The sequence below is a fragment of the Mesorhizobium sp. M0598 genome, from assembly GCF_040320865.1.
Taxonomy (GTDB): domain Bacteria; phylum Pseudomonadota; class Alphaproteobacteria; order Rhizobiales; family Rhizobiaceae; genus Mesorhizobium.
In genome coordinates, this window is record NZ_JAMYQL010000016.1 from 23,364 (window position 1) to 45,894 (window position 22,531).

Genomic DNA, 22,531 nt, shown 5'->3' on the forward strand with positions numbered 1-22,531 from the left:
CCGACCTGATCGCGAGGCGAGACATTTCCGTCGGGCTCGGTTTGCAACATCATCCTTGCCGAACCGTCGGAGCTTTTGCTGCCGACCGCGTTCTGACTATGGCGGCAGCCCTCGAAGGCAATGGCGGCCTCACTGCGAAGTCGCAAGCGAAACGTGACCCGTCTCCTGGTGGAAAGCGCAAGCTTTTCTGAGGGGAACTCGTCGCGCCTGAAGAGGGGCGCTTGAAGAGGGGGCAGGCCCATGAGGGCCTTTGCCGAACCAACGCAAGATGCGAGGTCAAACGCGATGCAGTCTGTCCAAAACAGAATTCCGGTATCCATCATCATCCCGAATTACAACTATGCGCGGTTCCTCAAACGCAGCATCGACAGTGCCCTCGAGCAGGACTACGCGGATGTCGAAGTCATCGTCGTCGACGATGCATCGCAGGACAATTCCACGACAATCATGGAATCGTATCGCGACGAAATCCTCGCATGCCCGCGAGCGCAAAATGGCGGGCATGCGGCGGCATTCAATACCGGGTTTGCGGCGAGCTCGGGCAAGATCGTCCTGTTCCTCGACGCCGACGATTATCTTTATCCAACCGCCGTCTCCACCATCGTCGAAACCTGGGACGAGGCAACCGCCCAGGTCCAGTCCAGACTGCATATCGTCGACGAAGGACAGCGCATCAAGGATGTCTTTCCGCCGCCCGAATTGCCTTTCGACAGCGGTGACGTCATGCCGAAACTCCTGCACAAGGGCCGCTATCAGACGACAGTGACCAGCGGGCTGGCCTTTGACCGCGCAACGCTCGAATCGATCATGCCGATACCGGAGCCGGAGTTCCGCCAGGGCGCCGACGGCTATCTGGCAACGCTGGCGCCGATGTACGGGCATGTCCAATCGATCGACGAATGCCTCGGCGCCTACCGGATCCATGGCGCCAACCATTCAGTCTTCGGTGAAAAGCTCGCCGAGCGGGCACGCTGGCGGGTAACTCACGATTTCCGCCGCATGCAGGCGCTGTCTGACCAGGCCTCCGGGATCGGCCTGACCATCGTGCCGTCGGATGCTGTCCGCCACGATCCGGTCCACCTGGAAGAGCGGCTGGCGTCGCTTTGCGCGGACAGAGACCGACATCCCGTGGCCGACGATTCCCGGCTGGCGCTCGGGGCGGCCGGCGCCGTCGCCAGCCTCGAAATGACCGCATCCCTGCGGCGGCGTGCAATCCTTGCCGCCTGGTTCCTGTCGGTCGGGGTGTTGCCGCGGAAGATGGCGACCGCGGTGCTGTCGTGGAAGCTCGACGCATCGTCGAGGCCGGCATTTTTGAGCCGCCTGTCCAAGACCATCCGCCACGCTATGGGTTAGCGGATAATGCCGTGACATGGGTCCGCCAGGTATTCGGCTGGCCCGGCCCAGCATCCAGCGGGCGTAGTTATTGCCTCCGATGGGCTCGGACCATTCTGTAAATCATTTGCTTACACCTGCTTGACCCGCGTCAGCAATATGCTTACATGTTGCATGGTCAAGTCGTTCAAGCACAAGGCGCTGGCGGATCTCTTTCAAACCGGAAAGACCGGAAAGATAGACGCCAAGATGCATAAGCGCATCCTTGTCCGGCTTGACCGTTTGGAGGTTTCGGAAAGGCCGGATGACATGGACCTGCTCGGCTTCGACTTCCACGCTTTGAAGGGCTTCAACCCGATCCGCTACACGGTGCATGTCAACGGGCCGTGATGCATCACATTCGAATTCGACGCCAATGATGCCGCCCGCGTCGATTTCGAACAGTACCATTGAGACGGCTTAGATTGGAGAATCGATTATGAGCGTGTATGAGCCGATGCGTCCGATGGAGCGCTGCCCATCCCACCCTGGAGCGCTGCTTGACGATATTATCCCGGCAACCGGAAAGACCAAGGTGGAGATCGCCAATCTGCTCGGAATCTCGCGCCAGCAGCTTTATGACATCATCCGCGAAAAGAAGCCGGTGTCGCCGGCTGTCGCTGCCCGTCTTGGAAAGATGTTCGGCGACGGCGCCGCGATCTGGCTCAGGATGCAGGCCGCCTATGATGCGTGGCACGCGGAACGCGAGGTTGACGTCAGCGCCATTCCAAGGCTGCATGCTGCCTGAGATGCAATAGATCGGCCGAACCACCGAGGCTCTCACAAATCGATCACGGTCCCGCCTGCCTGGACCGGTCCTGCGGTTCGACGGCTCGCTCGACCAGGACATGCGCTTCCCGCGCGGCCTCGATGAACGCGTTCCTGGCGGCTTCGGTCCAGCGATCGTCGCTCATGGCGCGGCGGCATGTGCGCAGTGCCACCCCGTGTTTGGCGCTGCCGGTGTCACGCCAGTGGGCTTCCAGCAACGCGACAGCCTGCCGTGCGTTGGAAATGTTGCGGATATCTCCCACGATGCCGACCGCAACCGCAACCGGCTTGGCAAACCATCCTTGGTTCATGGCGGGGCCTTCGACCTGTTGAACCATCTATAACGAAAATCGTAGCCCAAGGTTTCATTCGCGCCAGTCACCACGGCGTGAGGCGGCGTCTACTGCGCCGCGCGCAGCCTGACCACGACGCTTCGCGCCACAAGCACCAGCACGGTGATGACGATCAGGATCACCGAGAGTGCGGCGATCGCCGGGTCGATGTTGTCGCGCAGGCCCATCCACATCAAGCGCGGCAGCGTGATGGCGTTGACCGAGGTGATAAACAGGGTGACGCCGATCTCTTCCCAGGACAGCACGAAAGACAACAACGCCGCGGTGACGATGCCGAACTTGATGTTGGGCATGATGATGCGGGTGGCGCGCTCCCACACGGTGGCGCCGAGGCCGCGGGCGGCGAGGTCGATGCGGCGGTCGAGCTGGCTGAGCGACACCAGGATCAGCACCGTGGCGAAGGGCACCGTCATCACCGCATGCGCCATGGCGACACCCAGCCAGGTGTCATAGCCGAAGAACGACGAGAACCCCGAGATCGAGGTCAGCAGGAAGTAGAGCGTGATTGCCGAGACCACCGGCGGCACCACCATCGGCAGCAGCACAAAACCGACCAATGCTGCCGTGAAGCGCGGCTGGAACATCCAGATGCCGAGGCTGAAGCAGAGCGCCAGCACGGTGGAAAAGGCGCTGCTGACGATGCCGATCCTGATCGAGAGCAGGATCGAATTGATCCAGCGCGGATCCTCGATCAGCGCCCGGTAATGGCGCAGCGACAATTCGCCCGACGGCATCGCCAGCATGCGGCTCGGCGTCAGCGACACCGGAATGACGGCGAGCAGCGGCAGCAGCAGGAAGAGCGCGACCAGGGCGGCGAGGATCAGCGAGACGGGACCGGGGCGGTAGGTCGGCATCGCGCTACACCAATTGCTTTGGTCTGATATAGCGGAAAAGCAGCGCCATCAGCGCGCCGACGAACAGCACCAGCACCACGCTGATCGCGGCACCCAGGCCCCAGTCCGGGCTCTGGAAGATGCGGAGATAGATCAGCTCGGCGATCATCACGCTGCGGCCGCCGCCGAGGATCGCCGGCGTGACGAAGAAGCCGAGCGAAAAGACGAAGACGATCAGCGCCGAGCCGATGATGCCGGAGCGGGTCATCGGCACGAATACCGACCAAAAGGTGCGCATGCGGCTGGAGCCGAGGCCACGCGCCGCCAGCAGCACGCGATCGTCGAGGCTGCGCATCGATGAGGCCAGCGGAAACACGGCGAAGGGAATGAGGAAATGCGTCATGCCGACGATAACGCCGAACTCGTTGCGCACCAGCGCCAGCGGCTCCGAGATGAAGCCGACCGCCTGCAGCCAGGTGTTGATCAGGCCGCGATTGGACAAAAGCGCCACCCAGCCGAAGGCGCGCGTCAGCACCGAGATCCAGAACGGCACCAGGATGCAGAACTCGGCCACGACGCGCTGGGCCGGCGTGCCGCGCACCCAGACAACGGTGATGGCATAGGCGGCGGCAACCGAAACGATCGTCACGATCGCGGCGATGCGCAGCGTGCGGATGAAGACCGACTGCACCAACTGATCCGTGAGCAGCGCATTGTATTGCCCCAGCCCCGGCGTGGGCAGGGTAAAGCTCCATTTAACCACGCCAAGGAATGGCCAGGCGTAGGCCAGCACAAGAAAGAGGAGCAGCGGCGCCATCAACAGCGCCGCGCCCATCCTGTCGGAGAGGTATGCTCTCATCCGGTTATCCCGGCTTGTCAGGCGGAGATGATCTTCGTGTATTCGTCGAGTGCTGCCCCGTAGTTCTTGGCGTACCAATCCATGTCGAGCGGAATCTGCTTCTTCATGTTCTCGGGATCGACCGGGTTGATGCGCTTCTTGTCGGCGGGGATCAGCGCGTCGGCGGCCGGGTTGGCCGGACCCTGACCGAGCTTGTCGAACATGATGAGTTCCTTCTCCGGGTCCTGGGTGCTGGCGATGAACTTCATCGCCGCGTCCTTGCCGCCGGGATTGCCCTTGAGCACGGCGAGCGCGCCGGGCGAGATCAGGCCCTGGTCCCAGATGAACTTGATCTTGCCGCCGCTGTCCTGCTCGATGAGCGAAGCCCGGGTCGACCAGACGATCGCCATCGAGGCCTCGCCATTGAGCAGCACGCTCTGGCTTTCGGCGCCGCCACCCCAATAGGCGACGACGTTTTCCTTGAAGGCGGCGATCTTGTCATGCGCGCGCTTGAGGTCGAGCGGGTAGAGCGAGGCCGGCGCGACGCCGTCGGCGAGCAGTGCCGCTTCCCAGCTCGACACGCCCCATTTGTAGAGCGAACGCTTGCCGGGGAATTTTGCCACGTCGAAGAAGTCGGCCATGCCGGTCGGTGCCTGGCTGCCGTATTTCTCGGCATCGTAGGCGATGACGTAGGAGAAGAAATAGGTCGAGGCAGCGTACTCCCAGCCGAATCCCGGCCGCATCTTCTTCTTGTCGACGACCGCATAGTCGATCGGCTCGAGCATGCCCTGTGCGCCGAGCGTGATGGCCGAAAACGGATCGACGTCGACCAGATCCCAGGTCGGCGCGCCGCTCTTGAACTGCGCCGCGATCGCACCTTCGGTCGGGCCGGAGCCGTCCATCTTGACGGTGATGCCGGTCTCCTTGGTGAAGGCCTGGCCATAGGCCGCGTCATAGGCGGTGATGGCGTCGCCGCCCCAGTTGACCAGCACCAGTTCCTTCGCCGCGGCAAAGGCGCCGGTCGAGCGCAGCAGCATCGGCGTGCCGGCCAGCACCAGTGCGGCCAGCTGCGTGAACTGCCGGCGCGAGATCTCGCCGCGCACTGCCCTGGCGGATAGCGCCTCGATGGAATTTTTCTTGGTTTGGTTTGTCATGTCAGTTCCCCTTTTTTGTCGTTGGTATTTCCTGAATGTCAGCTTGGCGAATTCGCCACGCCGATCGTCATTGCTCTCCATCCGAAAGGAGGAAGCCTTTCTCCGCGGGCCAGGTCAGCCAGACGGAATTGCCCTTGCTGAGGGCAGAGGCGGCGACCTCGTTCGGTACCGAGACCGTCACCTTGGCGCCTTGGCGCGTCGTCAGATCGAGCCGCGTTGCAGCGCCGAGATAGGTCGAGGCGACGGCAGTCGCGGCAATGCCGTTCTCGCCTGCCGCGGCTTCGCGGGCGATCGACATGTATTCCGGCCGGATCGCCAGGATGGCATCGCCACGGACCTTCTCGGCCCTGCAGCGCATGCTGATCGCGCGGTCTTCGCAGAGGCCCGTCGAACCATTGTCGGCCGGGCGCACGCCCTTCAGCGGCAGCATGTTGATCTCGCCCAGGAACTCGGCGACGAAGCGGTTATCCGGCCGGTCGTAGACCTCGTCCGGCGCGCCGACCTGCAGCAATTTTCCATGATTGAAGATGGCGACGCGCGACGACAATGCCAGCGCCTCGCTCTGGTCATGGGTGACGAAGACGAAGGTGGTGCCGGTCTCCTGGTGCAGCCGCTTCATTTCGGCCTGCATCTGGCCGCGCAGGCCCTTGTCGAGCGCCGAAAACGGCTCGTCGAGCAAAAGTACGCCCGGCTCGAACACCAGCGCCCGCGCCAGCGCCACGCGTTGCTGCTGGCCGCCGGACAATTGCGACGGCAGTTTCTTCTCGTGGCCCTTGAGCCCGACGCGCTCGATCATTTCGCCGACGCGGCGCTTGATCTCGGCCGCCGATTTCTTGCGCACCTTGAGTGGGAAGGCGATGTTGGCCTCGACGCTCATATGCGGGAACAGCGCGTAGCCCTGGAACACCATGCCGGCGGCGCGCTGCTCGGCCGGCCGCTCGGTGATGTCGACGCCGTCGCTGTAAAGGCGACCGTCGGTCGGCTGAATGAAGCCGGCAAGGATCATCAGGAAGGTGGTCTTGCCGGAACCGGAGGGGCCGAGCAGGGTAAGGAACTCGCCACGGCCGATATCGAGCGTCAGATCGTCCAGCGCACGGAACGAGCCGAAGCTCTTGCCGATCCCGATTGCCTTGATCTCTGCGGCCCGGCCGGGTTGCTGCATCCTGCCCTTTCCTTAGCGTAGCCGAAATCGTAGGCAGGGCGGCGGCCCACCGCAACCGAATAGTTTTCGCCTGACCGGCAAATTTGATTCATCTATGCGCCAATCTCCCCTCGAGGGGGAGATTAACGCTGGTTCTCCGACAGCTTCGACCTCAGCCACCGCCCAAACGCCTCCAGCACCGGATGCGCCGCCTTGGCGTGCTCGGAAACCAGAAAATACGAGCGCGGGGAATTGATCGCTATGTCGAAGGGGCGGACCAGCCGGCCTTCGCTCAGTGCCCGGCCGCTGGTCAGCTCGTCGCCCATGGCGATGCCCTGGCCGGCGATCGCCGCCGAAAAGACCAGGTTCATGTCGGAAAAGAAGATGCCGCCTTCCGGGTCGGGGTTCTCGACCTTGGACAGCGCCAGCCAGCGCGCCCAGTCCTCGGTATCGCCAAGATGCAGGAGATTGGCGCGCAGCACGTCTGCCGGCTTGGAGAAGCCGCCGATCTTGTTGAGCAGGGTAGGGCTACACAGCGGCGTGAAGGAGATTTCGCACAGCAGCTCGACCGCGCGGTTCGGCCAGTTGCCGACGCCGAAGGCGATGAAGGCGTCGGCCTCGGCGTTGCTGACATCATCGAGACGCCGCGGCGTCAGGATGCGCAGTGCGACATCGGGGTACATCTGCCGGAACTCGCCGATATGGGTGCACAGGAACAGCGAGGCGAAACCCGGCGTGCAACTGACACTGAATGAGCCGCCGATGCCGGTGCCGGCATGGCGTGTCACCGCGTCGCCCAGCACTGTCAGCGCCTTGCGCACGTCGCTGGCATAGCGCTGACCGCGCGGCGTCAGTGCCACGCCCTTGCCGATGCGCTCGAGCAGGTCGAAGCCGAGATCGCGTTCGAGCAGGCGAAGCTGATGGCTGACTGCGCTGCGGGTCAGATGTAGTTCGTCGGCGGCGCGCCAGACGCTGCCGTGGCGGGCAAAACTGTCGAGGGCGCGCAGCGCCTGCGTCGAGGGAATTCTCAAGAGGTGAACCGAATTTGCATGAGCCGGGAAAACATATCACTTTTTGGCGGGGCGCTTCACTGCTTTCTTTGACGGATGAAGATACCGGTGACCTCGGCGCAAGCGACCGCGCTTGCCTGTCTGGACGAAATCCAGCCGTCGCTGTCGGCGTGGACGCGGACCATCTTCGATTTCGGCGAGACCGCCTGGCGCGAATACCAGTCGGCAGCCTGGTATGTCGAGCGCCTGAAGCACGAAGGGTTTTCGGTCGAGGAAGGCTCGGGCGGCATGCCGACCGCGTTTTGCGCGCACTGGACCAACGGGACCGGCCCAACGATCGGCATGTATGCCGAGTACGACGCGGTGCCAGGCAATTGCCAGGATGCGGCGACGGTGAAGCGACCGCGTCCGGGCCTCGGCGAACAGGCCGGTGGCCACACCGATCCGCATTCCGGCCTCGGCATTGCCAGCCTCGGCGGGCTGCTGGCGACCAAGGCTGCGATGCAGCGCCACGGCATATCAGGCACGCTGCGCTTCACCGGCGAGCCGGCGGAGAAGGTTAGGGGATCGAAGCCGATCCATGCCGTGAAGGGCTATTACAATGGGCTGGCGGGCATGATCTCCTTCCATCCTTTTTACATGCTGCCGCTGTGCAACACGGCGCGCTGGGACACACATTGCGGAGCGGCCTATGCGATGATTTACCGCTTCATCTGCGACGAGCCGGAACATTGGGCGAGGGCGGCAGGCGGCGCAGCGCCCATCCCGCAGGCGCATTCGGCGGTCAGGGCGCCCGGCGCTAACGACGCGCTGATGATGATGTACATGGCCTCCAAGGCGCTGCGCGATTCCATGCTGCCGCATCAGGGCGGCTGGTCGATCAGCGAGGCGATCCTGACGGCGGGCCAGGCGACCGCCGACAATCTGCCGGCCGGGCTGGCCGAGATCCAATACATGATCCGCGTGCCGACGCTGGCGATGGCCGAGCAGGTCACCGCCATGCTCGACCGCAATGCGGAAGCCGCAGCCAAGATGAGCGGCTGCCGCTATGAGCGGCACTGGGTGTCGAAGTCGCGGCCGGGGCTTGCCAACCACGCAATGGCCGGCATTGCCTTCGACGCGCTGGCGGCGGTCGGGCCGCCGTGCTGGGACGAGACGGCCAAGGCGATCGCCCGAGAAATCCAGGTCAATGCCGGCGGCGAGGCGACCGACGAGCCGTTCATCGCCGAGCTGGAGCAGTTGATCACGCCGCAGGATGCAGAAGCGATCCTGCGCCGCGACTTGCCGCCGTCGCAGCTCAATTCGACCTCCGACGACTACACCGACATGTCGTGGCACACGCCGACAGCGCGGTTCTACGGCGCCCGCCCGGCGCTGCGTTCGCAGAATGGCCACGCCTATCCATCCTGGGCGATGAATGCGCTGGGCGGCATTTCTGCCACCATCGACCCGATGGTCACCTGCGCAGCAAAGACGATCGCGCTCGCGGCACTTCGCCTGTTGGAAGACAAGGCCGCGCGCAACGCGGCGATGGACGAATTCGTCGCCCGCACCGGCGGCGGCATCGGTGGCTCGAACTGGATCGCGCCGCTGTGCGACTACGAGCCGCCGATTGGATTTCGCTGGCCGGAATATGTCACCACCCCGCGCGGACGGGATTGGTGGATACCAGGCAACCAAGCCGCATGATCAACAGCCCCCATCACGAGGAGAACCCATGACCGTCCATGACCGCATCGTCACCGAGCCGTTCTCGTTGCAGCGCCGCAACCCGGCCGGCGGAACCAAGCCGCTGACCGCCTGGGGCTTTGCCAACGAGACCGACGTGCTGACCGACGTGCTGCTCGGCTCGCCGAATTTCCTGCGCCATCTCTCGACCAGTTCGCTGTCGCGAAAACATCTGCGGGAGGCGCCGTGCAACGTCCAGATCGCGCAGGCGCAGCACAAGGACCTGGTCGCCGCCTATGAGCATTTCGGCGTCAACACCCACTGGCACGAGCCGACGCCGGAGCTGCCGATGCAGGTCTACTCGCGCGATTCCAGCGTCATGACGCCGTACGGCGCCATCATCACCGCCATGTCGCAATGGTGGCGGCGCGGCGAGAACTACGCGGCGATCCGCACCTATGAGAGGCTCGGCATACCGATCTACGACATGGTCACCGCCGGCACGTTCGAAGGCGGCGACTTCAACGTCATCGAGGACGGCGTGGTGCTGATTGGCTGCGGCGGCGCCCGCACGCAGGAGGAGGGCGCGCGCCAGGTCCAGGCCTGGTTCGACAAGGAGGGCTGGGAGACCCGCATCGCCTTTATCGATGAATATTACGTCCATATCGACCTGATGGTGGTGCCGATCGCCGAAAAACTCACCGCCGTCTGCCTTGCCTGCACGGAACCGGGCATCGTCGACTGGCTGAAGGGCAAGGGCCACGAGATCATCGACGTGCCCTTCCAGGACACGATGGCGCTCGGCTGCAACTTCATGTCGCTGGGCAAGGACAGGGTGATCGCCCCGACCTCGAGCCAGACGCTGATCGGCCAGCTCAAGGCGCGCGGCTTCGAGGTAGCGGCCATCGACATGAGCGAGATATCGAAGACCGGCGGCGGCATTCACTGCATGGCGCAGGCGCTGAAGCGCGAGCCGGCCTGAGGGGCCGGCCTTTAGCCCGGCCGCTTGCGCGAAAGCGCCATAGTCAGCACCGTCGATCCCGCCTGGCGCGCGGCGCGCGCCTACAGCACGATGAGCTTTCCCTTGCGCAGACGCCGGGCGCAACGATAGACGAGGTCGGCAGCGACCATGTCTTCCATCGCAATGCCCATCGCCTTGTAGGTGGTGATCTGTTGATCCGAAACGCGGCCCGGCGCGCGGTCGAGCAGCATGGCGCCAAGCTCGGTGCCGAAAGCCGGGTCGAAGCCGGCAAGCTCGCAAGATCCGACCGGGGTCGGTTTGAATGCATCCTTGGTTTCGACAAAAAGACTGGATCTGCCGATGAGCTCGATCGGCATTTCACCGCCGGGCGGCGCCACCCCGACCGAGGAGACATGCGTGCCCGGCTGGACCCAGCCTGCGTCGATCACCGGCTGGTAGGAGTGGGTCGCCAGGCACACCACGTCGGAACTGCGCACTGCCGTCTCGAGGTCGGCGACCGCCACCACCGACGGATGCAGCCGGGCAAGTGCTGCCGCATCGTCGAAGCTCTTCGAAGCGACACGGATTTCGGCAAAATCGCGCACGAAGGGCAACAGATGCAGATGCTGGTTGGCCTGCACGCCGGCGCCGACCACGGTCGCTATCCTGGCATCCCGGCGGGCAAGCGCGCGCACCGACAGCACGGCGGAGCCGGAGGTTCGCACCGCGGTTATGAAGGTGCCGTCCATGATACAGACCGGCAGGCCGGACAGCGGATCGAACAGGCTGATGGTGGCGAGGTGGCTGGGCAGGTTCTTGGCCAGGTTGCCTTCGAAGACGTTGACGATCTTGACGGTCAGATTCATGCCCTCCATCCAGGCCGGCATGGCGAGGCTGTAGCCGGCCCCGGGGATGTCGAGTTGTGGTCGGGGTGGATTGACGACCTTGCCTTGTGACAGCGCCTTGAAGCCGTCTTCCAGAACATCGAGAAGCTGGCTGAGGTCGATGCATGCCATCACGTCGGCTTCGCTCAGCACCAGGATCTCGGTCGCTCCCTTGCTGATTTCCGCCGCACTCCTGCCGGCTGGGCTGAACGCTTGTTTGGTCATCCTGCACTCCTGTGGTCGTCGAAATCGGCTCACCGCGTTTGCTTAGGTGAGTGAGAGAAGCGCAGGTTATTGCTATGTTTTATGTGATGAAATACGTTGTTTTTGGCATCTCTGCGTGAAATAAGCACAAAAATCTCTGAGATAGCGTGGATTGTGGAATGGAGGATCTCGACCAGATAGACCGCAGCCTGCTCAGGCTGCTCCAGGAAGACGGCCGTCGGACGACGCTTGATCTTGCCGGGCGCGTCGGGCTGTCGCCGACCGGAACCAGCCAGCGGGTGAAGCGCCTGTTCCGCGACGGCTTTATCACCGCGGTCAGGGCCGTGCTCGATCCGCGCAAGATCGGCCGGGGAACGCTGGTGTTCATCGAGGTCCGGCTTGACCACACGGCGCCGCACGTCTTTGACCGCTTTGCCGAAGCCGTGGCGAAAGCTCCGGAGGTTCTGGAGTGCCATATGGTGGTTGGCGGTTTCGATTATCTGGTCAAGGCGCGGATCGCCGATATGGCGGTGTTCCAGGATTTCCTGCAGCGTGTCATCCTGCCGCTGCCCGGCGTGCGCGAAACGCACACTTTCGCCTCCATCGCCGATGTCAAGCCGAACGCCCTTTTGCCGGTGTGATCGGGTAGAGGAGGGGAACGCTGTTCAGGGCGACCTGCATCGCATCTTCGCCATCTAATCGCTCCCCCTGGCGCGCCTTCAGGTGCAGAGATGCCGGAGACCGGCTCTAGCCTTGCACGGTCAGCAGGTTTGCGTCGCGCGCGAGCCGCCACTCACCATCCGCCTCCTTGCGCAGGAGCGTCAGCGCATATCCCGATCGATGGACCGGCTCGCCATTCGGCGGGGTCGCGGTCATATCGATGCAGCTGCGGATGAAGGCCCAACTGCCGAGAAGCTGCAGTTCCACGATATCGCTCGTGCCGTCGATGTGAACGCCGGCCGTCTCCTGCGCGGCTGCCGCGAAGATCTCCTTGTCGAAGGGTTCCCGGCCGGGAACCATGAAGATCGCGTCGTCCGTCATCAAGCTGAGGACGGTCGCGATGTCTCCACGCTTGCTCGCATCCATCCACGTCTCGACCAGCTTTCGGATTGCTTTTTCGTCGCCCGTCATCCGTTACCTCCCTAGTATCTCGCCGTCATCGATGCCGCACGGCGCTCCTCCCTCGCTGCTACATAGGGCTTGGATCGCTCTCGTCATCGATTGCAGTGCGTCGCGCCGCGGGTAGCACGGTCCGCGAGCCGGCAGGTTCGCGCCCTCCATGCCTATCGCCAGCCACCGGAGGCGGTGATGCGCTCGCCGGTCAGCCAGGACGCTTCGTCGGAGGCGAGGAACACCGCGACGCGGGCGACGTCGTCGGGCAGGCCGAAGCGACCGAGCGGCGTCATGGCTATAATCTGCTTCTCGAATTCGCTGCCGACGATGCTGATGCGCGCGAGGCCCTCGGTATCGATGCCGCCGGGCGCGATGGCGTTGACGCGGATGTTGCGTGCGCCGAGCTCCCGCGACATCGACAGCGTGATCGTGTCCACCGCACCTTTGGTCGCGGCGTAGACGAGCGAGTTCGGCTGCGGATTGCGGCTGGCGACCGAGCTTATGTTGATGATGCTGCCGCCGCCCGCGCCAAAATGGTTCACTGCTGCTTGCGTGGTCAGAATGATGCCCAACACATTGGTGTCGAACTCGCGGTGAAACTCGGCCTCGGTAATCGCTTCCAGCGGCTCGAATGCGAAGACTCCGGCATTGTTGACCAGTACGTCGAGCCCGCCAAACGCCAATTTCGCCGCCTCGAACAGGCGGCGCACATCAGCCGCTTGCGACACGTCGCCCTGGACGGCGACGGCGCGGCCGCCACGGTCCTCGATCTCGGCGACGACGCGGTCGGCGCCTTCCCGTGACGAGGCGTAGTTGACGACCACTGCGGCGCCGGCCGTGGCAAGACTCTTGGCGATGGCGGCGCCGATACCCTTGGAGGCGCCGGTGACGATGGCGACCTTGCCGTTCAGCTTGCTCATCAAATCTCTCCTTTGTTGACAATGAGCGGTATTTAATCATGATCGAAACGCGTATTATGGTGCCCACAATCCGTTCTTTCGTGCCTGGAATTCCGGAATGACCACCATCCTCGAAAAGACCGCCGGTCTCGTCGCCTTCGTCCGCACGGTCGATGCCGGCTCGTTCCATGCCGCCAGCCGGCTGGTCGGCTCCAGCCCGTCGGCAGTGTCGAAAAGCGTGGCGCGGCTCGAGCGTCGGCTCGGCGTCAGGCTGATCCAGCGCTCGACGCGCCGGCTCGGGCTGACCAGCGAAGGCATCGCTTATTACGAGCGCGTGGCGCCGCTGCTCAGGGCGCTGGACGATGCCGAAGACATCGTCCAGATGGCCGATACGGCGCGCGGCCTGCTGCGCGTTACAGCGCCGGTCGAGCTTGGGCGTGGCCTGATCGCGGCATGGGCGCAAGCGTTCCTTGCGCAGCACGGCGCAGTCAAACTGGAGCTCAGCGTCACCGACCGTCACGCCGATCTGATCCGCGAAGGCTATGACGTTGCGGTGCGCATGGGGCCGCTCTCAGACACCGGGCTCGTCGCGCGCAAGATCGCCAATCTGCCGATCATGCTGGTGGCCTCACCGGCCTATGTCGAGCGGCGCGGCCGTCCGGCATCGGTCGAGGATTTACGGGACCATGAATTCGTCCGCCACCAGATGGCTGGCCGGCCTTATCCGGTCACATTTGCCGACGGTACGATGATCGTGCCGGATGGGCGGCTCGATACCGATGACGGCGGCGCCATCCGCAATGCCGCACTTGCCGGCGCCGGCATCGCGCATCTGATGCGGTTTGCCGTGCAGGACGATCTCGACGCGGGTCGCCTGGTCCGCATCCTGCCCGCGGTGGCGATGCCAACCATGCCGGTGCACATAGTCCATGCGTACGGGCGACAGCTGCCGGTCCGGGCGCGGCTGTTCGTCGATTTCCTTGCAGGCCAAATGGCTGCGCTGACGCGATAGGGCAGGGCTCCGTGGCAAAGACAGCGGCGGCTTCGAGATTACCTGTTAGTAGCACAAGCGACCCCCGCCTTCGTTACCTGTCCATAGAGCTAGAACGTGATCTTCACTGAATCGGCGCTGCGGTTGGCCGCGCCGTGGTGGACGGCCTCGATGTTGTTGCCGTCGGGGTCGAGCAGGAAGGCGGCGTAATAGCCGGGATGGTAGGATCGTTCGCCGGGCGCGCCATTGTCGGTGCCGCCGCCGTCGAGGCCGGCCCTGTAGAATGCGTCGACCATGGCGCGGTCATTTGCCTGGAAGGCCAGGTGGTGGCGGCCGGTCAGCTTTCCTTGGGCCGCCGGGCTGTCGGGGGTGGAAATGAACAGCTCGTCGGCCCAGAAATAATCATTGCCGGCGCCACCGATCGGGATGCCGAGCACGTTGAGAACCGCCTCGTAGAAACGGCGGCTGGCCTTGAGATCCCTGACCACCAGCTGGAGGTGGTCGATGAGACGCCCGCGATGAAGTTCCTGATTTGCCATGCTTGACAGCTCCTGATCGCCGGTTGGAAATCTAGCTTCGAATGGTGCGCGGTCAATCCTGAAAGCCGTGGAATGGCGCCATCGCGCCGACTGGATAAAAAATGCAACCGGATTGTCGGATTCAAGACATGTCCAACGTCCTTCGGACGCAAGCGGCTCGGCGGAGCTCGAAAAGGTCGTGCCGTATCAACGCTTCCGGCATGGGAGAAAATTGAAATGAGCCTTCCCTATCGTTGGGTTATCGTCGCGGCTGGCGCGCTGATGACCTGTGTCGCCCTCGGGGCGATGTTCTCGCTGGCGATCTTCCTCGAACCGATGGCGCTCGACACACAATGGTCGCGCGCCGGCATATCGAGTGCGATGACGCTGAACTTCCTGGTAATGGGCCTCGGCGGCTTCGCCTGGGGCGCCATTTACGACCGCTTCGGCGCCCGCATCGTCGTGATGACCGGCGCCGTGCTGCTTGGCCTGGCGCTGGTCCTGGCCAGCCGCACCGGTTCGCTGTTCGTTTTCCAGTTGGCCTATGGCGTGCTCGTCGGCCTCGCGGCAAGCGCCTTCTTTGCGCCGATGATCGCGCTCACCTCCGCCTGGTTCGACACGAACCGCAGCCTCGCCGTCTCGCTGGTCTCGGCCGGCATGGGCGTGGCGCCAATGACCATCTCGCCCTTCGCCCGCTGGCTGATTTCGGCCTACGACTGGCGCACCGCAATGTTCGACATCGGCATAACCGCGTGGGTGCTGCTACTGCCGGCCGCGCTTCTGGTGCGCCAGCCGCCCAAGCCCGCTGCCGACGGCGCTGCCCCAAGCGTTGCCGCCGAGGGTGCCGGCATGACGGTTCCGCAGGCGCTGCGCTCGCCGCAATTCATCGTGTTGGGACTGACCTTCTTTGCCTGCTGCGCGGCGCATTCCGGGCCAATCTTCCACATGGTGAGCTATGCCATGCTGTGCGGCATAGCGCCGATGGCGGCGGTCAGCATCTACAGCATCGAGGGCCTGGCAGGGCTGGGTGGCCGGCTGCTTTACGGCGTGCTTGCCGATCGGCTGGGCGTCAAGCCGGTGCTGATCACCGGGCTGGCCATACAGGCCGTGGTCATCGCAGCCTATCTGGCGGTCAGCGAGCTTGGTCAATTCTACACGCTCGCCGTCATCTTCGGCGCCACCTATGGCGGCGTCATGCCGCTCTATGCGGTGCTGGCGCGGGAATATTTCGGCCAGCGCATCCTCGGTACGGTGTTCGGTGCAGTAACCATGCTGTCCAGCCTCGGCATGGCTTTCGGCCCGCTCGCCGGCGGCATGGTGTTCGATGCCTATGCCAGCTATTCCTGGCTGTTCATCGGCTCGGCTCTTGTCGGGCTTGGCGCGATGGCGATTGCGATCGCCTTCCCGCCGCTGCCGCGCAGGGAGTTGCAACCGGCTTAAAGCAGGATCGGCGGAAAAGGGCGGCCGCTTGGATGGCAAGCGGCCGCGATCCAAAAATAGCTGGCAGTGTTTGTTCGGCATTATGAAACGCGAATTGCTACGCCCGCAGAGGCACCACCTCGGCGCCGTCAAGCGTGTAGCGCGCATAGCGGAAATCGCGAATTCTCACCAATCTGTCGCCGGCCCATTCCAGCAGGATAAAGTATTTTAGCCCTCCGGCCGAGTCGTCCGGATCGATCACAAGAATGGCTGGCTGCCGATCCACCAGGCCTGGAAGCAGCCGCCAATCGTGGATACCCGCGTAATTGTGGAAGTACCGGCCCACTTTCGTGCGGCCACTCGCCCGGAGCCGGTTGACGAGGTCAAGCCGGACGTCCTCGGCCAGCATGTCGCGGATCGCATCGAAGTCGCGGGCGTTGAACCGCTCTACATAGGCTGCCAGACGCGCCCGTTCGGGCTCGGCCAACACCGGCACGGGCCTATCGTCAGGCTCGCCGGCGACCTCGCGCAGGCGCAGACGGCCGCGATGCAGTGCGGCTTTCACCGCCGGGACGCTGCTGTCGATAATGTTGCCGATTTCTTCGATCGTATAGCCGAGCACATCCATGAGGATGACGCTGCTGCGCTGCGCCGCGGGCAGGCGCATGAAGGTCTGCAGGCTTGCGGCCGCAGTGTGCCGGCCCTCGGCCGACATGCCGGGGTCAGGGATCATATCGATATCCTCAACGATATGCGCGGCATCCAACCTGGCACGACGGCGTAGGTGGTCGAGCGCGGCATTGTGCGCGATGCGAAACAGCCAGCCCTCGACATTGGCTATCGGCCCGGTCCCGGGGAACGCCTCGAGCGCCTTGACCGTAGCTTCCTGGACGACATCCTCGGCATCGATCACCGAACCGGTCATGCGGGCGCAATAACGGTGCAGTTTCGGCCGTAATTCGCCGAGCAGCCGGTCAAATGGCTCCCGTCCTTCTGGCGTGCCGATTGCGGATCCGGTCATCGCACAAGGGTCGATTTCATGCGTATCTCCCAGGCAGAGGCGCCCGCCATCGGGCGCAGCGTCCTATAGACGCTCGACGATGGCAAAAGGATTCGGTCGAAAAAACTTTCTCTAGCTGGAATCCTTTCATGATCCCTACGCGTCTCTGGATCACGGGCCCGTAACCTGGCGGGCCCTTTGTTCAAGCCGGAGGCGCCATAGTCATGAGCAAGCAAAGTGCGGGATCAACGAAGGTCTGGGTTCTCGCCCTCACGTCGATAGGCTCCTTGATGGTCGTTCTCGATGCGATGGTTGTGGCGACCGCATTGAGCACGATGCGGGTCGAGCTCGATGCCTCGCTGGAGACGCTGCAATGGACGATGAACGCCTATAATTTGAGTTTTGCCGTCCTGCTCATGACCGGGGCTGCGCTCGGTGACCGGTTCGGCCGCCGCCGTACGCTCGTTGCCGGATTGGCGTTGTTCGTCGCAGCGTCGGTTGCCTGCGCGCTCGCTGGCAATGCCGGATTGCTGATTGCGGCCCGTGCGGTCCAGGGCGCAGGTGCCGCAATGGTCATGCCGCTGGCCATGGCGCTGCTGAGCGTCGCTTTTCCCCCGGAGGAGCGAGGCAAGGCGCTGGGTATCTTCAGCAGCATCACCGGCCTGGCTCTGATCATCGGCCCGATGGCGGGCGGTGCGATTTCCGAAGGGCTCTCCTGGCACTGGATCTTCTGGCTCAATGTCCCGGTCGGAATCGTTCTCATCCCGCTGGTGATGCGTCGGATTCCGGAGAGTCACGGGCCGGGCACGGCAATCGATGTCCTCGGCGTCGTGCTGGTAACCGCGGCGGCATTCGGAGTGGTCTGGGGCCTGATGCGCGGCAACATCGTGGGCTGGAGCAGCTCTGAAGTGCTGTCGGCGCTGACGGCCGGGCTGCTTCTGGCCATCGCATTCGTCCTTTGGCAGCTGCGTACCCGTGAGCCCATGCTGCCTTTGCGGTTCTTTCAGGCGCGCGCATTCTCCTCGGGCGTAGGGGCGAACTTCCTGCTCTGCGCCGCCATGTACGGGCTCGTGTTCCTGTTGCCGCAGTTTCTGCAGTTTGCCCAGAGCCGTGGGCCGCTCGGCGCCGGCATGGGATTGCTGCCTTGGACCGCCACGCTTTTCGTGGTCGCACCGATCGCCGGCAGCCTGATCAACCGCGTTGGCGAGCGCTGGCTTGTCGTGGCCGGATTGATCCTGCAAGCGGCTGGAATGGCCTGGCTGGCGCAGATCGCAGCACCTGATCTGCCCTATATCCAGCTAGTCGCCCCGCTGATCATTACCGGTGCCGGCGTGTCGATGGCCATGCCTGCCGCGCAGAACGCGGTTCTCAATGCGGTCGCCCGGCCGGAGGTCGGCAAGGCTGCCGGCACGTTCAACACATTCCGCTTCCTCGGTGGCGTATCCGGGATCGCGATCGCCGGTGCGGTGTTCGCCGGCACTGGAAGCTTCTCGTCCACCGACGCGTTCAGCGATGGCTTCACCTCGGCAATCGACGTCTCCGCTCTGCTCTCGCTCGCCGGCGCGCTCGTCGGATTGGGGCTCCCGGAGCGTCGCGCAGTGGTGCTCGCGAATGCCAGCAAGGAGGCGTAACTCGGAGGCGGGAAGCTTGCGCTTGCTCCCACTGTTGTCGCGTTAACAGCAGGCCGCGCCAGCGCAGCAAAAAGGTCGCCGAGCGTCGGTTGCCGGCCGGTCCTGTGGGGGGCATCTGTGTCCAGACCCAGATCTTGCGCGCCCGTGATGGCGGCGAACATGCTGCATCGCAGCACCCTGCCGCCGATATCGGCGGGCCAAGGGAGTGCGAGAAAATCGTCAAAAATGGACAATTCGGGCTGGTTCCTGCTGTTTTTGGCTTTTATTAGCCGTGCCTCACGTTCCTGTTTCAAATGTGTCAACTTTTTGTGTTGCGTTGCACAATGGTGGTCCTATTCTGCGCAAGGGGGGCGCTTCCGATTGGAATGCGCCGTGAACGAAGCCGCTATATTGACCGATTGGCAGTTTCGCCGTCCCGCCGGCGTACGTCACTAATGGGAAATGCGCGCGACACCCAATTGGACGCGCTGAGGGCCATCGCCGTGACGATGGTGCTGTACTCCCATTTCTTCGCGGCTGGAGGGTCCTCGTTCTGGGGCCATATCGGCGTGCGTCTGTTCTTCGTGCTGAGCGGCTTTCTGATCACCCGCCTGCTGCTCGAAGCCCGCTCGGCCGCCGAATTCGAAGCCGGACCGGCGCTGAGATCCTTCTATATCAGGCGGGCGCTGCGGATATTCCCGCCCTATTTCGCCGTGCTGGGTTTCGTCTGGTTGGTGGACCTGGAGCAGTCTAGAGGATCACTGGTCTGGCATGCGTTCTATCTGTCGAATTTCTGGTACGCGGCGCAGAATGAATGGACGCCCTGGCTGCTCTGCCATTTCTGGAGCCTGAGCATCGAGGAGCAGTTCTATATCGTCTGGCCGCTGATCGTCCTGCTGGCGCCGCGCCGGCGCCTGGAATCGATCTGCATCGGCGTTATCGTGCTGTCGCTGGCCTATCGGTTTTATTGGCCGATCGCTGGAACGCCGGGTTTGGCACGCGACCTGCTGCCGCCGGCGTCGATGGACGCATTGGCGTCAGGCGCGCTGCTTGCCGCCTACCGGTCAAGAACAGCCGGCTTGCCGCAATGGCTTCGAAATGGCTGGCCGGGGCTCGCGGCGGCGTTTTTCGTTCTGCAGTGGTTTGCGCCGGCGCCGGCAAATCCGGTGCAGGAATGGGGCCTCTGGCTGCTGTTGCAGATCCTGCCTCTCGTACCGCTGGTGGTCATCGTTGCAAGCTGTTCGACAGGGGTTGGCGGCTATATCGGAAAACTTCTCGAACTGCCGCCGCTGCTTGGCCTTGGCCGCATCAGCTACGGCGTCTATCTCTACCATCCCATAGTGCTGGCGCTGGTCGTCAAATCGCAGCCGTGGATCCCGCTCAACGTCTCGGAGCAAGGGCCCGGGCGGTTTCTGGTGGCGGGAACGGCAACGCTCATGCTGGCTTCGGTCTCGTGGCTGCTTTTCGAGAAGCCGCTCAACAGCCTCAAGCGCCACTTCCCCTATGTTGCTCGAAAAGGCCGCGGCGCCATCCCGGCAGGCATTGACGTGGGCAATGCCGGATGGCTCGCGGCGGGAGCATATCTGGGCAGGCCGCTTGATGGTGGCACTTCACCGTTGCCACGCAAGCTGCGACGAACCGATCGGAGCTGATCATGGCTGCTCCCTTGGTGTCAGTTCTGCTGCCGATCTACAATGCGGGACCTTATCTCGCCGCTGCGCTGGGCAGCATCCTGCGGCAGGATTACGATCGTCTGGAGGTCATCGCCATCGATGACGGCTCGACCGACAACTCGCTGCAGATCCTGCAGAAATACCGCCAGGCCGACAGCCGCATCTCGATCATCTCACGCGAAAACCGTGGCCTGATCGCAACTTTGAACGAAGGCCTGGCCGTGGCGCGCGGCGATCTGGTCGCCAGGATGGACGCCGACGACATCGCCTATCCCCAGCGCCTGTCGCGGCAGGTCGCGCTGTTCAACCAGCAGCCTGACCTCGCTCTATGCGGCGCGGGTTTCGATACCTTGCTCGGCAACCGCGTCGTCAGGGGTTCGCCCGATCCGATATTCCAGGACAATCCGCTGCGTATATTGTCGATGTTCTTCACGATCTTCATGCATTCCACCGTGGTATACAACAGGAATGTCATAGAAGAAGATGTTCTATATTACGATACCAGCTACAAGCATGCCGAGGATTTCGACCTGTTCAGGCGGCTGACCGACCGCTACCCGGCGGCCATGATCCCCGAAAGCCTGATCGCCTATCGTATCCATGACGACAGCGTGACCAACAGGCACAAGCGCGAAATGCGCAGGACGCATTTGAAGATCGTCGCCGAGAACCTCGAGCGCGAAGGGCTCGTACAAGAGACGCAGGACCTCCGCGGCATCGGTGAAGTCCCGTCGATGGACACGGTTCGCCGTGCCGCCGAATGGATCCTTGCGCTTGAAGAAAGGATTGCCGCGCTGCCGGCCGAGACGAGGCCGAGCTACCAGGCTGGCACGCTGAACCTGTTCTATTTCCTCTACCAGCTGATATCGGGGGAAAGGCAGCCGCAGCTGATGCACGAATTCCTGACGCGGACGGCGAAATGGAAACTCATCCGGCGGCGCGAGCAGTACGTGTTTCGCACCGGTGCCTTCGCGCCGCGCTTCAGTCTCGCCTCGATGTCGGTCACCAGGCAGGTGGATGCCTTGTCGCGGTATCTGCAGTCCGTGCCGGCCGCGGCGGTTTTGCCTTCGAACCAGTTGAGCTAGCAGCGCATGTTCGTCAAATCCCATCAGCTCCAGCAGCGCGGCCGCTCGACGGTGCCGGCGGCCATGTCGCCCCGGCCGCAGCACGGGCCGGCACCGGAGGTCAGCTTCATTGTCTGCACACGCGACCGCGTCAACGTGCTCGAGCCTTGCATAAAGTCGATCCAGGCCGCGTGCCGCGCCTACGCTGCCTTCTCTGCCGAACTGGTGGTTGTCGACAATGGCTCGACCGACAGCACGGCCAAACGGCTGGCCGGCATAGCCGAACTTTCGGACATTCCGTTCACGGCCATTCGCGAGCCGCGACCCGGATTGGCGGCCGCGCGCAACGCCGGGCTGGAGCGGGCGCGGGGCCGCGTGCTGGTCTTCGTCGACGATGATTGCGCTGTCCACAAGGATTATCTGCGCGATCTGCAGCGGCACTATGCGGCCGGCGAACGGGTCATCCGCGGTGGCCGCGTCGAGATCGGCGATCCTCGCGACCTGCCGTTCACCATCAAGCGGTCGCCGGTGCGCGCGCGGCTTACGCCGGATGTCCATCCCGGCGGCTTCGTGCTTGGCTGCAACATGACGATGCACCGCGATGTTGCCGCCCGCATCGGCCGTTTCGACGAACGGTTCGGCGCCGGCGGCCCGCTGCGCTCCGCCGAGGATACGGACTATCTGGTGCGGGCGGTGCTGCTTGGGATTCCGGTCGAATATGTGCCCGACATGACCATCTATCACCATCACGGCCGGCGCGACCGCAAGGCCATCGAAAAGCTGCACCGCGACTACAGCATGGGTAATGGCGGGCTTTGCCTGAAACATATCCGCCACGCGCCGTGGCTGCTTCGGCATTGCTACTGGTCGATGAGGGCGGCCTTGCGCGAACTGGTGAAAGGCCCTCTGTTCGACCGTGAACTCAAGCTGTCGCACTGGCCGATCGTCGGCATGAATTTGCTCGGCGCAGCCAAATTCGCGGTGCTTTTGCTGGCGAAATCGCCGCAGCCGGCGCAAATGCGACAGGAGCAACAGGCAAATGCCGAGGCGAGGTGATCC

General features: G+C 63.6%; 22 protein-coding genes and 1 pseudogene. 12 read left to right on the top strand and 11 right to left on the bottom strand.

The window, feature by feature from the left end; genetic code table 11:
* The first annotated feature begins 285 nt into the window (after positions 1–285).
* The 3 genes and pseudogenes from NKI59_RS19900 to NKI59_RS19910 all read left to right on the top strand — a co-directional run bounded on the left by NKI59_RS19900 (position 286) and on the right by NKI59_RS19910 (position 2,119).
* A complete protein-coding gene (locus tag NKI59_RS19900) occupies positions 286–1,353 on the top strand; it encodes a glycosyltransferase family 2 protein (RefSeq protein WP_352706282.1) in 1,068 nt (355 codons plus the stop codon).
* 153 nt (positions 1,354–1,506) lie between these two features.
* Positions 1,507–1,785 (top strand): annotated as a pseudogene (locus NKI59_RS19905) (type II toxin-antitoxin system RelE/ParE family toxin).
* Positions 1,786–1,810: 25 nt separating this feature from the next.
* The gene (locus NKI59_RS19910) at positions 1,811–2,119 is read left to right on the top strand and encodes a HigA family addiction module antitoxin (protein ID WP_352455430.1); all 309 of its coding nucleotides are present in this window, start codon (positions 1,811–1,813) and stop codon (positions 2,117–2,119) included.
* A 43-nt stretch (positions 2,120–2,162) separates the two neighbouring features.
* On the opposite strand, the gene NKI59_RS19915 is transcribed toward NKI59_RS19910, so the two are convergent.
* The 6 genes from NKI59_RS19915 to NKI59_RS19940 form a co-directional block, all read right to left on the bottom strand.
* Positions 2,163–2,450 carry a DUF982 domain-containing protein gene (locus NKI59_RS19915; RefSeq protein ID WP_352451481.1) on the bottom strand — a complete coding sequence of 96 codons (288 nt, stop codon included), beginning with the start codon at positions 2,448–2,450 and terminating at the stop codon, positions 2,163–2,165.
* Between the two features lie 89 nt (positions 2,451–2,539).
* A complete protein-coding gene (locus NKI59_RS19920) occupies positions 2,540–3,346 on the bottom strand; it encodes an ABC transporter permease (RefSeq protein WP_352706285.1) in 807 nt (268 codons plus the stop codon).
* A gap of 4 nt (positions 3,347–3,350) precedes the next feature.
* Positions 3,351–4,184 carry an ABC transporter permease gene (locus NKI59_RS19925; protein ID WP_352706288.1) on the bottom strand — a complete coding sequence of 278 codons (834 nt, stop codon included), beginning with the start codon at positions 4,182–4,184 and terminating at the stop codon, positions 3,351–3,353.
* Between the two features lie 17 nt (positions 4,185–4,201).
* Positions 4,202–5,317, bottom strand: a complete 1,116-nt coding sequence (locus NKI59_RS19930; RefSeq protein WP_352706291.1) for an ABC transporter substrate-binding protein — start codon at positions 5,315–5,317, stop codon at positions 4,202–4,204.
* Positions 5,318–5,384: 67 nt separating this feature from the next.
* Positions 5,385–6,479: an ABC transporter ATP-binding protein gene (locus NKI59_RS19935; protein ID WP_352706294.1), complete on the bottom strand. Its 1,095-nt coding sequence runs from the start codon at positions 6,477–6,479 to the stop codon at positions 5,385–5,387.
* Positions 6,480–6,601: 122 nt separating this feature from the next.
* On the bottom strand, positions 6,602–7,489 hold the full coding sequence (locus NKI59_RS19940; protein ID WP_352617243.1) for a LysR substrate-binding domain-containing protein: 888 nt from the start codon (positions 7,487–7,489) through the stop codon (positions 6,602–6,604).
* Positions 7,490–7,564: 75 nt separating this feature from the next.
* Here NKI59_RS19940 and NKI59_RS19945 point away from each other — a divergent pair, with 75 nt between their 5' ends.
* Together NKI59_RS19945 and NKI59_RS19950 are read left to right on the top strand one after the other, a co-directional pair.
* Positions 7,565–9,157, top strand: a complete 1,593-nt coding sequence (locus tag NKI59_RS19945) for a zinc-binding metallopeptidase family protein (RefSeq protein WP_352706297.1) — start codon at positions 7,565–7,567, stop codon at positions 9,155–9,157.
* A gap of 28 nt (positions 9,158–9,185) precedes the next feature.
* The gene (locus NKI59_RS19950; protein WP_352706300.1) at positions 9,186–10,118 is read left to right on the top strand and encodes a dimethylarginine dimethylaminohydrolase family protein; all 933 of its coding nucleotides are present in this window, start codon (positions 9,186–9,188) and stop codon (positions 10,116–10,118) included.
* A gap of 80 nt (positions 10,119–10,198) precedes the next feature.
* Here the strand turns inward: NKI59_RS19950 and NKI59_RS19955 are convergent, their stop codons facing one another.
* On the bottom strand, positions 10,199–11,206 hold the full coding sequence (locus NKI59_RS19955; protein ID WP_352706302.1) for an ornithine cyclodeaminase family protein: 1,008 nt from the start codon (positions 11,204–11,206) through the stop codon (positions 10,199–10,201).
* A 158-nt stretch (positions 11,207–11,364) separates the two neighbouring features.
* Here NKI59_RS19955 and NKI59_RS19960 point away from each other — a divergent pair, with 158 nt between their 5' ends.
* Positions 11,365–11,826 (top strand): Lrp/AsnC family transcriptional regulator, encoded by a 462-nt coding sequence (locus NKI59_RS19960; RefSeq protein ID WP_352569119.1) that lies wholly within the window; start codon positions 11,365–11,367, stop codon positions 11,824–11,826.
* A 106-nt stretch (positions 11,827–11,932) separates the two neighbouring features.
* Here NKI59_RS19960 and NKI59_RS19965 read toward each other — a convergent pair whose 3' ends face one another.
* Together NKI59_RS19965 and NKI59_RS19970 are read right to left on the bottom strand one after the other, a co-directional pair.
* Positions 11,933–12,316 (bottom strand): YybH family protein, encoded by a 384-nt coding sequence (locus NKI59_RS19965; protein ID WP_352706305.1) that lies wholly within the window; start codon positions 12,314–12,316, stop codon positions 11,933–11,935.
* 152 nt (positions 12,317–12,468) lie between these two features.
* Positions 12,469–13,218: an SDR family NAD(P)-dependent oxidoreductase gene (locus tag NKI59_RS19970; RefSeq protein ID WP_352706307.1), complete on the bottom strand. Its 750-nt coding sequence runs from the start codon at positions 13,216–13,218 to the stop codon at positions 12,469–12,471.
* Positions 13,219–13,315: 97 nt separating this feature from the next.
* Between NKI59_RS19970 and NKI59_RS19975 the strand changes: the two genes are divergently transcribed.
* Entirely contained in the window at positions 13,316–14,209 is an 894-nt protein-coding gene (locus tag NKI59_RS19975; protein ID WP_352706309.1) for a LysR family transcriptional regulator, read from the top strand.
* An 89-nt stretch (positions 14,210–14,298) separates the two neighbouring features.
* Here the strand turns inward: NKI59_RS19975 and NKI59_RS19980 are convergent, their stop codons facing one another.
* Entirely contained in the window at positions 14,299–14,727 is a 429-nt protein-coding gene (locus tag NKI59_RS19980) for a VOC family protein (protein WP_352706311.1), read from the bottom strand.
* 216 nt (positions 14,728–14,943) lie between these two features.
* Here NKI59_RS19980 and NKI59_RS19985 point away from each other — a divergent pair, with 216 nt between their 5' ends.
* On the top strand, positions 14,944–16,146 hold the full coding sequence (locus NKI59_RS19985) for an MFS transporter (protein WP_352706314.1): 1,203 nt from the start codon (positions 14,944–14,946) through the stop codon (positions 16,144–16,146).
* A gap of 97 nt (positions 16,147–16,243) precedes the next feature.
* Here the strand turns inward: NKI59_RS19985 and NKI59_RS19990 are convergent, their stop codons facing one another.
* Positions 16,244–17,146: a sigma-70 family RNA polymerase sigma factor gene (locus tag NKI59_RS19990; RefSeq protein ID WP_352706316.1), complete on the bottom strand. Its 903-nt coding sequence runs from the start codon at positions 17,144–17,146 to the stop codon at positions 16,244–16,246.
* A 203-nt stretch (positions 17,147–17,349) separates the two neighbouring features.
* Here NKI59_RS19990 and NKI59_RS19995 point away from each other — a divergent pair, with 203 nt between their 5' ends.
* From NKI59_RS19995 to NKI59_RS20010, 4 genes are all read left to right on the top strand, one after another.
* Entirely contained in the window at positions 17,350–18,756 is a 1,407-nt protein-coding gene (locus NKI59_RS19995; protein ID WP_352706319.1) for a DHA2 family efflux MFS transporter permease subunit, read from the top strand.
* Between the two features lie 434 nt (positions 18,757–19,190).
* Positions 19,191–20,387, top strand: a complete 1,197-nt coding sequence (locus tag NKI59_RS20000; RefSeq protein WP_023677284.1) for an acyltransferase family protein — start codon at positions 19,191–19,193, stop codon at positions 20,385–20,387.
* A gap of 2 nt (positions 20,388–20,389) precedes the next feature.
* On the top strand, positions 20,390–21,493 hold the full coding sequence (locus NKI59_RS20005; protein WP_352645517.1) for a glycosyltransferase family 2 protein: 1,104 nt from the start codon (positions 20,390–20,392) through the stop codon (positions 21,491–21,493).
* Positions 21,494–21,499: 6 nt separating this feature from the next.
* Positions 21,500–22,528, top strand: a complete 1,029-nt coding sequence (locus NKI59_RS20010) for a glycosyltransferase family 2 protein (protein ID WP_502894491.1) — start codon at positions 21,500–21,502, stop codon at positions 22,526–22,528.
* Positions 22,529–22,531: the final 3 nt, after the last annotated feature.